The organism is Veillonella sp. AS16 (assembly GCF_000517785.1).
In the GTDB taxonomy this organism is placed as follows: domain Bacteria; phylum Bacillota; class Negativicutes; order Veillonellales; family Veillonellaceae; genus Veillonella; species Veillonella denticariosi.
On record NZ_AZYX01000007.1, the window covers coordinates 700,220 to 716,921 of the forward strand.

Here is a 16,702-nt window from a genome sequence, read left to right on the forward strand (position 1 = left end):
TGATGAGAAAAATTGTCAAGAATAATTGATATATACTTTCAATATTTATTTAGTTTTACTTTGTAATAATTCTTTTACCTTTGGAAATATCTTGGCATCACTTTCCTCATCAATAGCTATAAAACGTGCCTTAGGGCCTGTATACTTGTCATCGAACAACATGACATGCAGAACTTCTTCATAAGAATTATTATTAGCTACACCTCTATGTTTTAATGTTCCTTCATATGCATCCCCCTGCTTAGCCAACGGATTGACGACGGTAAATGTACCAAGAACAGGATTATTTCCACTGTTAATAGAGGATACCAAGGCCCCTAATGTGGATGAATCCGTACTAACGTCTCTGCGTTCACCCATAATCCCAGTCAACTGCCTGCCTAAAACCACATCGGCATAAACAGCATAATTCATTTCATTTCCATTTTTAATATTCAATGTATATACATTGGCAGATGTAGCCCCCGCATCTAACAAAGCGGTTCTAACGTCCTTCTTGCCTTCTGCGGCGAAGAGGGCTTTCGGATTATTGTTATACACCGTCACACCCTCCGGCATTTTAATGCCTTGATACATAGTATTCTGGTTTTTATTCATAACCGTCTTAATATTGGCAGCAGAACTTACAGCCGGAACATTAGCCAAAACAGAGGCTGCAATTGCAAGTAATAGTAATTTTTTCATCATAGCTCCTCAATTGATTAGAACATATTTAATGAAGAACCGCCCACACGGGACGGTTCTTTAAAAATTTCATATCGATTCATTTTACCACGATTGTTTAAATAAATTCTGAATCATAAAACAATTATTTTTTCTGTTGTTTAGCCCAACTGTCGCGCAAACCGACGATACGATTCACCACGATATGATCAGATGTGCTATCTTTATCGGTTACAAAATAACCTTGACGTAAGAATTGGAAGTGATCTCCCGGCACCGTTGTAGCTAAGGATGCCTCGCCTTTACTGTGTAAAACCTGTAGCGACTCATGGTTAAAGCTTGCCAAGAAATCCTTATCATCCGCATCGTCACGTAATAAGTAGTCATATAAACGCGTTTCGATATCCACCGCAGAGGATGCTTCCACCCAATGCAAAGTGCCTTTTACTTTGCGCGTGCAACCGCTACCGCTCTTTGTTTCAGGATCATAGGTACAGTGAATTTCCGTAATATTGCCATCCCCGTCCTTCACGATATCTGTACAAGTCACGAAATAAGCCCCTTTAAGACGCACTTCTTTTCCGGGAGCCAAACGGAAGAATTTTTTTACCGGTTCCTCCATAAAGTCGTTTCGTTCGATGTAAACTTCACGGCCGAATACAACCTCACGGCTACCGAGTTCTTCGTTTTCAGGATTATTTTCTATGGTCACGAGCTCGGTTTGACCCTCAGGATAGTTCGTAATAACGACTTTCACAGGATCCAATACCACCATAGGGCGCGTAGCTTTTAATTTCAGATCCTCGCGAATACAGAATTCAAGAAGAGCAATATCTACCATACTGTCCGCCTTAGCTACGCCGATACGGTCGCAGAAATCGCGAATCGCAGCCGGTGTATACCCTCGACGGCGCAATCCGGAAATAGTCGGCATCCGAGGATCATCCCAGCCGGACACAAGCCCCGCCTCAACAAGAGCACGCAATTTTCGTTTTGACATAACCATTTTGGTTACATTCAGCCGGGCGAATTCGATTTGCCGTGGAATTTCGGTATCGTCCCAATCCGCCAGAACCCATTCATATAGCGGACGATGAACTTCAAACTCCAATGTGCAAATGGAGTGTGTAACACGCTCAATCGCATCCTCAATAGGATGAGCGAAGTCATACATAGGATAGATTTTCCATTCGCCGCCTGTACGATGATGATCCGCATTCACGATGCGGTACAAAACGGGATCGCGCATAACGATATTAGGGTCGGCCATGTCGATTTTCGCACGCAAAACCTTTTCGCCATCCTTATATTTACCGTTTTTCATATCTTCAAAGAGAGCCAGATTCTCTTCAACACTGCGGTCTCGATAAGGGCTGTTCGTACCCGGCGTGGAAAAATCACCGCGCGTTTGACGAATTTCATCCGCCGTCTGGTCATCTACATAGGCTTTGCCAAGCGTAATTAATTTCTTGGCGTATTCATACATCTGTCCGAAATAGTCCGATGCATAGCGCACATCCTCGTTCCAATCAAAACCGAGCCACTTCACATCATCCATAATGGAGTTTACGTATTCCACATCCTCCTTCGTCGGATTTGTGTCGTCAAAACGCAAGTTTGTGAGCCCATTGTATTCCTTACCGAGCCCGAAATTCAGGCAAATGGATTTTGCATGACCTATATGCAGATATCCGTTCGGCTCCGGCGGAAAACGGGTCAATACACGTCCGCCGTAACGACCGCTTTCATTATCCTTATTAATTTCAGCTTCGATAAAGTTAACTGATACAACTTCTTCCGGAGCTATCGATTGTTCAATATCTTTATGTTCCAACGTTATAACCTCCACATGATAAATATTCTTTTATTTTACCATATATCGTATAAGACCGCACATATTTCATATTCTTGTGAAAGTTTAATCGAAATCGCTCAAATCAACGCCGGCTTTTTTCAATTCTTCTAAGGCAATTTCCTCTGTCAAAACGGGTTTCTTGTAATTCACTTCTTCGTTGACACATGTTTTAAGCGGTTTCTTATGAACTCCGGCGATGATATTATCCGCCGTCAGAATAGACATATCATAACGAGTTCTGTCTGTGTAGGAGCCTATATGCGGCACGATCAAACAGTTTTCTACAGATAACAGCGGATGATCTGCCGGCAACGGTTCAGGATCTGTTACATCAAGGGCCGCATAGTCGATTTCACCTGTTCTTAGAGCATTGATCAAGGCTTCCGTATCAACGATAGGTCCACGCCCCACATTGACGAACAATGCGGTATTTTTCATTTTCTTGAAAAATGCTTCATCACACATATGATATGTTTCATCAGTAAGAGGAGCCATAACACAAACCACGTCACTGGTAGCTAACAGCTCATCGAGTTCCATATAAGTTGTTTTATATAATTTATCATCATTACGCGGATGACGATTATGATACACAACTGTCATGCCAAATGCGCGTGCACGCCGGGAAATGGATACCCCGATTGCCCCCATACCGATGATTCCCAAGGTGCGACGACTCAAATCGAAACCTTTAATATTCGACGGTCTTTGTGCCCATCGACCGGATTTTACAAAATTTGCATTCTCCAAAATTCGACGACTCGCAGTAGCGATTAATGTAAAAGCCAGTTCAGCAACCGTTTCATTGAGAACCCCCGGCGTATTACCATAAGGAATCCCTGCTGCCGTCAAATCATCGATTTTCACATTATCATAACCCACCGCGGCTTGTGCGATAACCTTCAAATTTGGAGCATTTTTGACAAGGTCAGCATCTACATCGAGCGGTCTCACGCACCATAAGCCATCGGCTTCGACGAGCCACTCTTTTAACGTCTCACGAGGCATCACCGTCTTTTCAGTCCATTGACGTACCTCTACATGCTCTTTTAAATATGCAATCGCATCTTTGCGAACAAGTCCATTTACAACGACTAGAGGTTTTCGTTCCATATGCATCAGTCCCTCCAAAAAATTTACAGTATATACATATATTTTATACTAGAGCGTAAATCTAATACAATAAAAAAGAATTCCCGTACTTGTGCAGCGACATCAGGAATGCGAGCGGGCAAGTACAGAAATTCTTCTTTATTGGATGAGAGCCGATTAAGAGCTCTATCAATATTGAAATGTAAATTATTTCAAATCTGCAGTACAGTTAGGACATTTAACTGCATCAATGTTGATTTCAGATTTACAATATTGACATTCTTTCGTTGCAGGAGCTTCAGCAACGTCCTCTTCTTTTGCGGATTTCATCATTTTAGCCAATCCACGAACCATCAAGAATACAACAAATGCCAAGATTAGGAACTGAATCAAATCAGTGATAAATGTACCGTATGGCAATACGGAACCGGCTGCACGCGCCGTAGCGATATCAGCACCGGCCATGAATGCATCTTTAGAACCTGTGCTCAACGGCAAATACAAATTGCTGAAATCAATACCGCCTGTGAACACGCTGAGGATAGGCATAAACAAGTTGTTTACAACAGAGTTAACCAATGCTGTGAAAGCAGCCCCAATAATCATACCTATAGCTAGGTCCATCATGTTACCTTTGAACGCAAAGGCTTTAAAATCGTTTAAAAATTCTTTCATCTTACTACTCCTAAACACCTGATACTCGAAATCTTTTAATTCCTAAAAAATTTATTAATTACTTTACTAATGATAAAAGATAGAGTCCTCGATGTCAAGATTTTTCGATATAGTTTTCTCAATTTATACCGTACTCTTTTGCATAGGTATCTTATTTCAATAATAAATCAATTACCATGCGGATTCTATGCCAATCCTAACGATAAAATCTTTGCACGCTCCACGACGGCTATGAAAGCGGGCGGGATTAAAGATGCATCCAGGAATTGACTGATGCGACGACCTACAATAACCCCCTTATTCGCATAGAACCAGGAGAAATAATAAATATGAAGATCATCTATTTTGCGATCTGAAATATTGGACAAACAACGTTGTACAATTTGACTCTTTGTAATACCCAGCTTGGCATAGCCGCGCCGCGCCATATCCTTCGTCACCATCGGACGACCGTCATCTATAATATCCCTGATAATGGCATCCATAACGGATCGCTTACGCAACTCCAGCAAATGAGCTACAAAATCCATTTCAAAGCAGATTTCATCGGTGTAAAAGACATTTTCATTGCCTTTTGCATATTTTCCTTCCACATCGCGATCGTATAATGCCACAGTCGGTATGGCAAATTTATGAAACAGTTTTTGCAATTTGCTGATAGAGGATTCACCGCGTGCATTGATAAGACATATGCCAAAATAATCAAAATCCACACCCAAACGCTTACCAAAACCTGCAAAGCTGCCATATTCCGTCTCGCCTTCTACAATGATTATACATCGTGAATAAAGAGCTTCTTTCGCTTCAGGGAAATGCATAATCAGATGCTTCTCCACTTCCTTCGGGAAGTTAAAGGTAACGCCGCAAGCGGCACAGACCATATCCTGGTCATCCCGATACAGCCGAATAATATGGCGATAATCATCGACGAGGGCATCGGTACTATGCGTCACCACGAAAAGCTGTCCCAACAGTCCATCAATTTGAAATAATTCCCGAATAAGTCCGAGAAAATCTTCATTCTCATTAGTCGCAATTTGTCGATAATAATTGAGCACAGCCCGTTGCAGATAAGGACTTAAATGAAGTTCCGGCTCATCCACGCTGATAAAGATGGGTAAATATCGATGTCCCTCCGAATCATATACGAGTAAAGATTCTAAATTAGTAGTTGCACTGCGAACTTTCATATAAACCTGAGCGAGAATTTTTAAGGCTACCGCCATGATAAGACGAACATTATCAGCGGAATACTTTCGTTCCACCGTAACCGATGTGGACAGAACCTCGATTAGATGCTGTACATTCAGCATGCAATATGGATCCAGATCCTCCCTCAAGCTGTTGATTTCATGCTGTATATTACGGTCAGGCACCTCGAGTTTCGACACATAATTCTGTAAAAGATGCCCCAGCTCAACATAAATAGAGGACGGAATAGAAAAAAGCTCCCGTTCCGAAGTATCTCGATGGCAGACGTAAAGCGCGTGACGAACCATAGACAAAGGCATCGGCTCCATCTGTCCGTCATCGACCTTATATAGCCTAGGGTATACTTCCTGCACAACCTGCTCCAACCGCACCCGATATGTGGGCCCCGAAGATAATACATCATCATTAGTACTATTTAAACTCAAGCCGTTACCTGGGGTTTTACTCTTCTTATCCGTTCCCTTCATAACCGATTCGATAGATGCGGCTTTAGTATTCTTCATAGTCTCCGCCTCTATTCCGCCTAAAGGGTATATATGATTCAACTCCGACAGGGATAATTCAAGATCAATACGAATCGGTTTATTTACGTCTGTAAAATCGCCTTCGCTGAAGCCGCGACACTCCATAATAATTTCCAGAAGATCCAGAAAATTTGATTTTCCAACGGCATTCTCACCGACAAAATAATTTATATCATTATGAAAGCTTAGTCCCACATCCGCCAAATTCCGATAGTTTTCGATATGCATCCATCGTATGTACATAAGAGCCTCCTTCCCATTTGTTCTCCACGAGCAGTCAGCCAAGCAATTTATAAAATACTTAACAAACAGTAGATGGACCGCATCCCCACCCACCTCATTGTCACCGCTTCTCCGATATTAATTTGATATATAAATATTTTATCCATACAATTATAAATTATCACTTATATAAAAAGGTGCCAATCACGATCGTGATCAGCACCCCAGCTGTCATACAACGTTCTTACATTGTATATATTCGACATTTATTTGGTTTTTTCCTCTATGACCTTGCCGCTCCCCACAGAACTTTGTTCCTTTAAACGCGCCAACATAACGGATGCGATGAACATGGCAACGCCGGCACAGACCGTCGATACGGATAAACTTTCAGAAAAGAAAAGAAATCCATAAAACGAACTGATGAAGACACCTACGTATTGCAAAAATTGTGCCACCACCGCATTGGTCGTAACAAACGCACCGGTCAGGCAGAACTGAGCGACCACCGATATGCCGCCGATAATAGCGATAATAAGCCAGTCATATCCTTGAGGCATCACGAATTGATCAGTTGCTATAAAGCCGGCAAACATGCTGGTAATCAGAAAGTACGCCATGATTTCAAAATTGCTGTGCTGTCCACGCTTGCTGATGGTTCGTATCGTCGTATAAGCGGCCGCAGCCAACGCTGCGCCTAAAATAGCCACCAGTGCATACCACGAGAACGAGTCATAGCTGAACGGGTTCACCATTACTGTAACGGCAATCAGAATCAGGCAGAGCCATTTACCGGCGCCTTTCGGTATCGATTCTTTCAAAAACAGAGCGCTAAAGATAAAAACAAATATTCCCGTCGTCTGAAACAGGATTGTCGCATCGGACAATTTCATGTGCACCAAAGCGATGAAATTACATACCATGCCAAAACCGCCGTATAGACCGCGCATGATAAGGAGTCCCCGATCCTCCTTTGAAAATCGGATGTTCTTAACATACATGATGATAAGTACCGCAACGGTCCCGAAGAGCCCGCGGGCAAAGGCAATCTCCCCTGGTGGGATATTCGTACCCAGCAATTTTACAAATACATTCATCGTACTGAATAAAAGTGCGGATAACAAAGCATATATAAGGCCTTTTTTAGCCATAGCCCCTCCTTGAATTATTTCTCCCCATGTAATTCTGAATCCATCTTTCTATAAAGATCGATAAATCTATAAAGCTAACGATCTATATACGTATACTGGATAGTCACATATACTAGATAGTCAGGTAGATAATTAAATGGATAATTTTAGTTAATCACTCAGTTGGATAGTCAGATTAATTGATAGTAAACACCTAACTAAATATACAGATATACCGCCCTTCCTCGGAAAGGCGGCATCATATTATTTAGAGAATGTATCTACAAAATCTAAAACTTCCTGTTTCATGTTCTCTTTATCAATCGCTTTCATAAAGCGTAAGTCTTTAGACTGTAACGCCTCCAGTTGTTTAGGGAACCCCACACCTGTCACATCGGAAATATTATGCAAACTTTCATACGGAGTCGCCCCCGCCTTGATATCCAAAGCCTCACAAATCGCCATAGGGAATTTGAACGGATGCGCCGTGGAAGCTATAATTGTATGGCGAGCACCGTCTTCGGGATGTTTTTCCAATTCCTTCATATACGCCCCCATAGCTACGGCCGTATGCGGATCCATCACATAACCATAGGAGTTATAAACCTGTTCAATAATCGCCTTCGTTTCTTCGTCATCTACATAAGCGCCGGAAAAAGTCGCCTTAACCCGTTTGAATTCCTCTTCGTTAACAGATAATTTACCCGTCGCCTTAAGGTCTTTCATCCATCCCGCCGTTCTTTCACAATCCTCACCGGAAATATAGTATAAGAAGCGTTCAAAGTTCGAGGATTCAAGAATATCCATCGACGGAGAAATAGTCGTATAGAACGGACGATTCATATCATATGTGCCGGTTTCAAAGAATTCGGTGAGCACATTATTCTGATTGGATGCGCAGATTAATTTGCCGACAGGAATCCCCATTTTTTTCGCATAATATGCAGCCAGAATATTGCCGAAATTACCGGTCGGTACCACAACATTAAACGCTTCATCCTCATGGATTGCGCCTTGCGCCACAAGTTCAGCATAAGCATTGACATAATACACCACCTGCGGTGCCAAACGCCCGATATTAATAGAGTTAGCGCTGGAGAACATAACGCCCTTTTCCGCCACCTCTCGGGCCGTCTCTTTATCTACGAATAAGCGCTTTAAGAATTGCTGAGCATCATCAAAATTACCACGAATAGCGGTCACATTGACATTTGCCCCCTCCTGTTTCTGCATCTGTTCCGCCTGCATAGGGCTGACGCCGTCCGTCGGATAGAATACTTGAATATGAGTACCCGGCACATCTTTAAAACCTTCCAATGCCGCTTTGCCCGTATCACCGGATGTGGCGGTCAAGATGAGTACTTCCTTCTGTTCACCTTCCGCTTCTTTTGCCGCCACCAACAGATATGGGAATAGAGACAACGCCATGTCTTTGAAGGCTTGCGTACGTCCATGGAACAGTTCCAGTACGGATACTTTTTCCAATAGGGAATGAAGCGGCGCAATATCTCGTGTGTTGAAATTCGCATCGCTGTAGGCGGAATGAATCATATCCTTCAAATGAGCTTCGGAGAAGCACGGAAATAGTTTTGCCAATACAACAGCCGCTACCTCTTGATAGCTTTTATCTTTCACATTATCATATGTCAAGCAGTTAACAGGAAATAAAGACGGCACATATAAGCCTCCGTCCTCTGCCAAGCCATGTAACAACGCATAGGTTTCATTTACCGCAACTGTACCGCGGGTGCTAGTATAATTCATGAAATACCTCATCTATAAACGGACTACATTCTATGGAATCTAATAAGTTTTATTATAGCATAAAAGCGCCCCAAAAGGAGCGCTTTCTATTTTTCGGAACCATATTTAGATATGCATCAACAATAATAGTCCCCAAATTTATAACATTATATTTCTTCTTCCGCGATAGCATCCAATGTATCAAGAGACGGAATAAAGAACAGCATACCGGTTGTCGGTTTGGAATAGTCTAACAATTTATCATTCTGCGTAAACATATTCGTCAACATGGTTTTTGTTACATCCCAGTAACGCGCGTACCCGATAAAATATGTGCCGCGTACACCATGACCGGGTTGAGCGAACGGTACGTTCATCCGAACGATTTTATGTTCTTCCCCATCACGGTTATCTTGAGCCACCACATTATGTGCCGCTTCATCCTTTTCATCATCTTCCAGCTCTATGTCACTGAATTTGCGACGGCCGATAAACTTTTCCTGCATTTCTGTCGGCAATGCCCGCCATGCATCGAGATCATGAATATATTTTTGAGCAAACGCATAGGAACCGTTTATGAATTCCGGATCTTCATCACCGATAACGCCCCACTCTACGGCTTCTTCATCTACAGGATTTTCCGTGCCATCCACAAAATCAATGATAGCGCGGCCCTGTTCATAGTGAAAGCCATGTGTTTCATCAACAACGTCAGTAACAGGGCGTAAAAAATCCATGATTTGATCCACTACCGTATACGTAACGGATTCATCGTTGGAGCGTACATGTAAGAATAAGTCCGCCGGTGTCGCAGGAACATCCTGTTTGTCCCCCTTAATACCTGTGAAGTCTTCTAATTCTTTTGGTAGACGTGCATCCGGGAATAAGTACGTCCAACCTTGATAACTAAACCCGAAGGCGATACCAAGGCCCGCATTATTCGCCCGAATGTTAACGGAACGCTTAATCGCCTGAATACGGTCCGCCATGTCACGAATAACATCAAGTTCAGCATCGTGATTTTCACGCTTTAATAATAAGGTCGTAAAATTAACACTTTGCCCCGCATCTTTGTACACATCCTGTGTTCTGCTTTTATCTACCGCCATTTTGTACCTCCTGATAAATCCAGTACTTAACTCCTTTATATGTTCATGGTAAAGCATTTATGCTCTATTGTCTATGACTTATGTTTTTGTGTCTTCAATATATTCTATCTGATCGTACCGCACACGTAAATCTCCAACTGCACACTTAAAATCAAGGATATCAAACTAGGGTATAGAGCAAAAGCTGTTACAAGTTTAAAAATTATAGGACAAAAGGTGTTACAAATTTAATCTCATAAATAAAAAAAGAACCCGCATGTTCATGTGAGTTCTCTTTTAATATGGTGGACCACCAGGGGTTCGAACCCTGGACACCCTGATTAAGAGTCAGGTGCTCTGCCAGCTGAGCTAGTGGTCCATAACAAAATATATTATATGACTATTTTATGGGAATGTAAAGAATATATTAGACTCCTTCCCATAAAATAGCATATTAAAATATATCAATACTGTAACATCCAGTCTTTTATGATATTACACGATTCGGTAGGAATCACATCGGTAGTTCCGACGCATTCCGAATCGCTGTACATCTGCACTACACTGTGGGTACGACTCACTTCTTTCACGATTACATTCGTCAACTTCACCTTAGGCACACTGAACTGCAAACCATATCGTCCCATATAGGTAAACACCTCTTTTTGTGTATCATACTCCATATGGACTTGTAACATCTTACCACCGGGCCAACATTCTTCAACAAATGTCTTGGATCGAGGTTTCAAGAAATCAAAAAATCCCATACTACCCTCCAATGCGCCACATAGGTCGATCCGGCTGTTCCATAGTAATACCGTCATGGCGTTCCTGTTTACGTTGTAAAGCTCGTTCGATGTGATCCGCCAGTGCTGCTTCCGAAATACCGTTGCGCACAAGGGACACCAAATCAGCTTCGTCATCACGCAGGAGGCAGAGTCTCATTTGCCCGTCCGATGTAAGGCGTACACGGTTGCAGGAATCGCAATAGCTGTGAGACATAGAAAATATAAATCCTATATTTTTACCGCTCGGCAAGCTGAAATACGTAGCCGGGCCGAAGCCGTATACGGAATGCGTCTCTACAAGAACGCCTCCGACAACGCGTTCTAACTGGGACTTCCACTCATCAAATGTCGGTCCATGAAAAGCATCCCCCTGAAACGGCATATATTCGATAAAGCGCCATACAACAGGCCATTTTTCAACATACTGTAATAAAGATCGGACTTCATCATCCGACCAGTGCCGTGACAATACGGTATTAATTTTAACGGATTTAAAGTTTGCATCTATAGCACTTCGGATACCGTTCAGAACGGAATCCAACTGCCCTTCTTTGCCTACACAAACGGCAAATGCGTCGCTTTCCAAGGAGTCCAAACTGATATTGACACGATGTAATCCGAGTTTTCTCAACTTCTGTGCCCGTGAAGCCAGCAAACTGCCATTGGTGGTCATGGAGATATCTTCAAACCAGCCACTGTTTTTAATTCGACTCAACAAGTCCTCAATATGAGGGTATAATAACGGTTCTCCGCCGGTAAGGCGTACCGCTTTCACACCGATTCGATGAAAAGCACCGAGAATAAGCATCCATTCATCGACCGATAACAACTGAGTTTGACTTTGAGGCGTAATCTCTGATGGCCGGCAATAGGGACAACAAAAATTACACGCATCTGTCAGCGACAGACGTACATATTCAATGGTACGGCCCCATGCGTCTTTCATAATCTACCTCGTTTACTAACATTCATTATTTAATAATCGATACATCATCACCGACGCGAATCGTACCGTTTTTAAGTACCTTCCCAAAAATCCCCTGTGTGGGCATAATACAGGAACCGACCTGTTTCATGATTTCACAGCCTTGATGACATTCCTTACCGATTTGAGTAACCTCCAGCACAGCCTCGTCACCAAGCTTAAGATGCGTTCCTACAGCCAATTCATAGAGGACCATGCCTTCAACGGTAATATTTTCCGCAAAATCTCCGGGGTGTACATCCGCCCCTTGTTCACGCATATGATCGATGCTGGCGATGCCGAGTAAACTGATTTGACGATGCCAGTTTCCCGCATGTGCATCCCCTTTCATACCATGATCCACGATGAGATTCGCCGATTCGATATTATGTTTCTTTTGCCCTTTTCTCTCACTGATAGAGATGGCAATAATTTTTCCTTCTGCCATGTGCTCCTTCCCTTCTTATGGGAATACATCAATACATAACTTTATATAAATATCAATCTATTCTATCAAAATTTTTCTTGCACTATTTCTTTTGTGAAAGCTTTCACAAAACAGTTCTACATTTATCTATTTATTATAACATAATATTCATACAAATTCCCTGTGAATTTAATCACTAATCTATTTGCTGTTCCAATTAAATCGGGGATTCATTCGGCCTATTTCGGATATATAAGGCTAATCCTGCATACAAAAAAACTCGCTCATATAACGGACTGCCCCTCCAGAAATTGTGTCCAAATTCTGGAGGGGCAGTTCATAAAGCAAGGTTCTTCTATGGCACGACAATTACCGACGCCCCATTGTCTGGAACTCATCACCGTGATTAACTCCATTGAGCAATAAATTCAGTAAGATAGCTGTAATGCTGCCGAAGGTAATACCGGATTGTAAGATAATTTGCGCCCATGCAGGGAAATTCATATAAAATGTCGGAGCCGCAATTGGAATCATAGCTACACCGATACTGATGGCAACGAGCATCAAGTTGTGATTGCCATCAAAGCTGACCTTACCAAGAGATCGTATGCCGCTGGCGATAATCATACCGAACATCGCAATACCGGCTCCACCGAGCACCGCATTCGGAATACTGGCAACAACGGCCGCCAATTTAGGGAACATACCTAATAAGATTAGAATAATACCGGATGCGGCGACTACAAATCGGCTTTTAACACCTGTTACGGCAATAAGGCCTACATTTTGAGCAAATGCCGTATAAGGAAAGCTGTTTAGAACGCCGCCGATCACTGTTGAAACGCCGTCGGCCCGAATAATGGAGGCCAACTCTTTTCGACCGATCTTTTTGTCTACGATTTCACCGATTGCAATACTATCACCGGTTGTTTCAACCATGACCACGAGCATAACGACAATCATCGAAATCACAGAGGCCCAATCAAAAGTAGGTAATCCGAAATAAAAAGGTTCGATAAATGCCACCCATTGGGACCGTCCTACCTCTTCAAAACTTGCTACGCCCATCGCAAAGGCAATCGCAGTACCTGCAATCAGTCCGATTAATACAGACAGATTTCCGAGAAAGCCTGTAGCAAACTTATACACAAATACTACGATCAAAAACGTAATAAAGCCGAGGCCAATGTTGGTATAACTACCGAAATCAGGGCTACCCGCACCGCCCCCCATCCAGTTAATGGCCACAGGCATCAAGTTAATACCGATAAGGGTGATAATGGTCCCGGTCACAACAGGAGGAAATAGACGAATGAAACGGCTAAAGAATGGCGCAACCAGAAATGTAAATAGCCCCGCTAAGATGATAGCTCCATAAATGGCCGGCATACCGTGCTGTGCACCGATCATGGCCATAGGACCGACAGAAGCAAAGGTGACACCTTGAATCATGGGAATACGTCCCCCTACATTCCCAAAGCCTAACGTTTGGATCAGTGTTGCAATGCCGCAGGTAAACAAGTCAGCGGTAATAAGCCGAATCAAATCCTCCATGGGCAAATTCATCGCCTGTGCAACGATAATCGGCACCGCCACGGCACCGGCGTACATAGCCAACACATGTTGCAGTCCAAAAGCAAACAGCTTCGGAATCGGCAACATGGTATCCACTGTATTGATTTGTTCATGCTCCGTCATAATCATCTCCTATGTAAAACCATAAATATTACCTGTTTATTTTACATGATTGTTCGGATTTTAACAATACAAAAAGGAAATCCGAGGTAATTTATTCTACCGCGGACTTCCTTTTTCAAGATTTACCGAACATTATACAATTATCAAGATTATAATATTCAAATTCTATCTATTCGTATAAACAATCATTTATTTAACGGTGAAACAATCTATTTATATAAATTCACAATAGCAGCTTCTTTCGCATCGAGATTCGATTCAATACGTTCCATCTGTGACTCTAATTCAGTCACATAAGCTGTATCTTTGATGCCCGACAAATTAATCCGCACATTAAGAAATGCCGCCTTTACCGCAGCCCGTGCATTGATAGCCGCAATAATACCGTCGGTAATAAGATTCTGATTCCCCTTACGCACCGCAAGTTCCGCAAGCTCAAAAATCTTGGCCGCCACATTTCCGATCTCAAAGGGAACCATAGCTGCATCCTTATATGCCTTTTGAATCGCTGCCGTCCGTTTAGCCTTTTCTTCATCCGTATCTTTCGGTAAGCCCAAGGCATTCATAAATACATTAAATACATCCGCATCGGCCTGTGCTAAAACGAGCATTCGTTCACGTACAGCCTCGGCTTGAACTCGCAGATATTCCATATCCGACTGCACATCTTCGTAGCCTTTTTTATTACATGTCAAATTGGCCACCATTTCAGCTAACGCCGCACCGGTTGCAGCCGTCAGAGCCGCAATCGCACCACCGCCGGGTGTCGGTTCCTTAGATGCCGTAGCACCCAAGAAATCAATAACACTTTGCTCCACTAATTTCATAATCGCCTCTATCTCAATACAAACCTTTAATCGTTCCGTCCGCCTCTATATCCATGTTAAGCGCTGCCGGCCGTTTAGGCAGTCCCGGCATTACCATTACATCTCCGGTTCGGCATACAATAAAGCCCGCGCCATTGGCAACGCGAATATCCGATACGGTAATAGAAAAACCTGTCGGTGCCCCTAAAAGTGCCGGATTATCCGATAAAGAGTACTGAGTCTTTGCCATACATACAGGCAATCGATCAAGTCCCCAATCGGCAAGCTGCTTAATTTGTTTTTTCGCCTTATCCGTAAAGATGACACCATCACCACCATAAATAATACGTACTATTTTACCGACTTTTTCTTCTAAAGAATCCTCTAAATCATATACAAATTTAGGACTTGGTTTAGGTCCGTCCAATAATTCTACGACCTTCTTCGCCATATCGACTCCGCCATTACCGCCCTTTTCCCAACATTCATTGAGTTCTACAGGAACGCCGAATTTTTCACATAAGTGTTTGAGTTCCGCAACCTCCGCATCCGTATCGGTAGCAAATTTATTGATGGCCACTAGCACAGGAACATTGAAAAAGCGCATATTTTCGATGGCTTTACGTAAGTTACTGAAGCCTTTTGTTACTGCTTCCACATTTTCTTTGCTCAACACTTGTTTCGGTACTCCGCCATGCATCTTTAATGCCCGTAATGTAGCAACGATAACAATCGTATCCGGAAAAATATTACCATAGCGGCATTTGATATCGAGGAATTTTTCCGCCCCCAAGTCAGCACCGAAACCGGCCTCCGTAACGACGATATCCCCCAATTTAAGGCCTAACTTCGTCGCTACTATGGAATTACACCCATGTGCAATATTCGCAAACGGTCCGCCGTGAACAATGACCGGCGTATGCTCCAAGGTTTGTACAAGGTTCGGTTTGATAGCGTCCTTCATCAATAGTGCCATTGCGCCCTGACAACCTAATTGATGAACATATACAGGGTCTCCCGACAAATTACAACCGATAACAATGCGTCCGAACCGTTCTTTTAGGTCCTCTAAATCCTTTGCAAGACATAAAATCGCCATAATTTCAGATGCAACGGTAATCATAAAATGATCTTCCCGCGGAAATCCGCACACCTTTCCTCCAAGAGCGACCGTTACATTGCGTAGCGCCCGATCGTTCATATCGAGAACACGCGTCCAGGACAGTTGACGCAAGTCGATTTGCAGTTCATTGCCTTGATGAATATGATTGTCAATCATAGCGGACAATAAATTGTTTGCCGCTGTAATAGCATGCATATCACCTGTAAAATGCAGGTTGATGTCATCCATCGGTACGACCTGTGCATAACCGCCGCCTGCCGCACCGCCTTTGATACCGAATACAGGTCCTAACGACGGTTCGCGCAACGTAGCAATCGCATTTTTACCGATTTTTTGTAATCCCTGTACAAGGCCGATGCTCGTCGTGGACTTACCTTCCCCCGCCGGCGTCGGTGTAATAGCCGTCACGAGAACAAGCTTTCCGTCCGGTTTCGACTCAAGTCGACGAATGGCGTCAAAAGAGATTTTCGCCTTATAATGGCCATATTGTTCAATGTCATCAGCTGTGAGACCGCATTTATCAGCTATGACCTGAATTTTTTCCATCTTATTTTGTTGGGCAATTTCAATGTCGCTTAACATAATTTCTCCTCCATACCATTCAGCATTACCACTCTATCTGACATACCTATGCTTTTACCTTTATAGAATCCAACGAACTTAACATATCTTTATGGTTTATGCACTTCACA

General features: G+C 42.9%; 14 protein-coding genes and 1 tRNA gene. All 15 read right to left on the bottom strand.

Features of this window, described 5'->3' with window-relative positions; translation table 11 throughout:
- Positions 1 to 45: 45 nt before the first annotated feature.
- The 15 genes from HMPREF1521_RS03410 to HMPREF1521_RS03480 all read right to left on the bottom strand — a co-directional run bounded on the left by HMPREF1521_RS03410 (position 46) and on the right by HMPREF1521_RS03480 (position 16,592).
- A complete protein-coding gene (locus HMPREF1521_RS03410; protein WP_038115790.1) occupies positions 46 to 684 on the bottom strand; it encodes a hypothetical protein in 639 nt (212 codons plus the stop codon).
- A 124-nt stretch (positions 685 to 808) separates the two neighbouring features.
- Positions 809 to 2,497 carry a glutamine--tRNA ligase/YqeY domain fusion protein gene (locus HMPREF1521_RS03415; RefSeq protein WP_051435736.1) on the bottom strand — a complete coding sequence of 563 codons (1,689 nt, stop codon included), beginning with the start codon at positions 2,495 to 2,497 and terminating at the stop codon, positions 809 to 811.
- 84 nt (positions 2,498 to 2,581) lie between these two features.
- Positions 2,582 to 3,631, bottom strand: a complete 1,050-nt coding sequence (locus tag HMPREF1521_RS03420) for a D-glycerate dehydrogenase (protein WP_038116057.1) — start codon at positions 3,629 to 3,631, stop codon at positions 2,582 to 2,584.
- A 186-nt stretch (positions 3,632 to 3,817) separates the two neighbouring features.
- A complete protein-coding gene (mscL, locus tag HMPREF1521_RS03425; protein ID WP_038115793.1) occupies positions 3,818 to 4,285 on the bottom strand; it encodes a large conductance mechanosensitive channel protein MscL in 468 nt (155 codons plus the stop codon).
- 185 nt (positions 4,286 to 4,470) lie between these two features.
- Positions 4,471 to 6,264, bottom strand: a complete 1,794-nt coding sequence (locus HMPREF1521_RS03430; RefSeq protein ID WP_038115798.1) for an ATP-dependent endonuclease — start codon at positions 6,262 to 6,264, stop codon at positions 4,471 to 4,473.
- A 245-nt stretch (positions 6,265 to 6,509) separates the two neighbouring features.
- A complete protein-coding gene (locus tag HMPREF1521_RS03435; RefSeq protein ID WP_038115800.1) occupies positions 6,510 to 7,394 on the bottom strand; it encodes a DMT family transporter in 885 nt (294 codons plus the stop codon).
- 243 nt (positions 7,395 to 7,637) lie between these two features.
- Positions 7,638 to 9,137 (bottom strand): threonine synthase, encoded by a 1,500-nt coding sequence (gene thrC / locus HMPREF1521_RS03440; protein WP_038115802.1) that lies wholly within the window; start codon positions 9,135 to 9,137, stop codon positions 7,638 to 7,640.
- 146 nt (positions 9,138 to 9,283) lie between these two features.
- A complete protein-coding gene (locus HMPREF1521_RS03445) occupies positions 9,284 to 10,225 on the bottom strand; it encodes a Dyp-type peroxidase (RefSeq protein WP_038115803.1) in 942 nt (313 codons plus the stop codon).
- A 282-nt stretch (positions 10,226 to 10,507) separates the two neighbouring features.
- Positions 10,508 to 10,583: transfer RNA gene (locus HMPREF1521_RS03450), tRNA-Lys, on the bottom strand.
- Positions 10,584 to 10,668: 85 nt separating this feature from the next.
- Positions 10,669 to 10,971 carry a hypothetical protein gene (locus HMPREF1521_RS03455; protein ID WP_038115804.1) on the bottom strand — a complete coding sequence of 101 codons (303 nt, stop codon included), beginning with the start codon at positions 10,969 to 10,971 and terminating at the stop codon, positions 10,669 to 10,671.
- 1 nt (position 10,972) lies between these two features.
- Positions 10,973 to 11,938: a GTP 3',8-cyclase MoaA gene (moaA, locus tag HMPREF1521_RS03460; RefSeq protein WP_038115805.1), complete on the bottom strand. Its 966-nt coding sequence runs from the start codon at positions 11,936 to 11,938 to the stop codon at positions 10,973 to 10,975.
- 25 nt (positions 11,939 to 11,963) lie between these two features.
- The gene (locus tag HMPREF1521_RS03465; RefSeq protein WP_038115807.1) at positions 11,964 to 12,404 is read right to left on the bottom strand and encodes an MOSC domain-containing protein; all 441 of its coding nucleotides are present in this window, start codon (positions 12,402 to 12,404) and stop codon (positions 11,964 to 11,966) included.
- Positions 12,405 to 12,752: 348 nt separating this feature from the next.
- Positions 12,753 to 14,081: a nucleobase:cation symporter-2 family protein gene (locus HMPREF1521_RS03470; RefSeq protein ID WP_038115809.1), complete on the bottom strand. Its 1,329-nt coding sequence runs from the start codon at positions 14,079 to 14,081 to the stop codon at positions 12,753 to 12,755.
- A gap of 209 nt (positions 14,082 to 14,290) precedes the next feature.
- Positions 14,291 to 14,908, bottom strand: coding sequence for a cyclodeaminase/cyclohydrolase family protein (locus HMPREF1521_RS03475; RefSeq protein WP_038115810.1), 618 nt, complete (start codon positions 14,906 to 14,908; stop codon positions 14,291 to 14,293).
- A 13-nt stretch (positions 14,909 to 14,921) separates the two neighbouring features.
- Positions 14,922 to 16,592 (bottom strand): formate--tetrahydrofolate ligase, encoded by a 1,671-nt coding sequence (locus tag HMPREF1521_RS03480; RefSeq protein WP_038115812.1) that lies wholly within the window; start codon positions 16,590 to 16,592, stop codon positions 14,922 to 14,924.
- Positions 16,593 to 16,702: the final 110 nt, after the last annotated feature.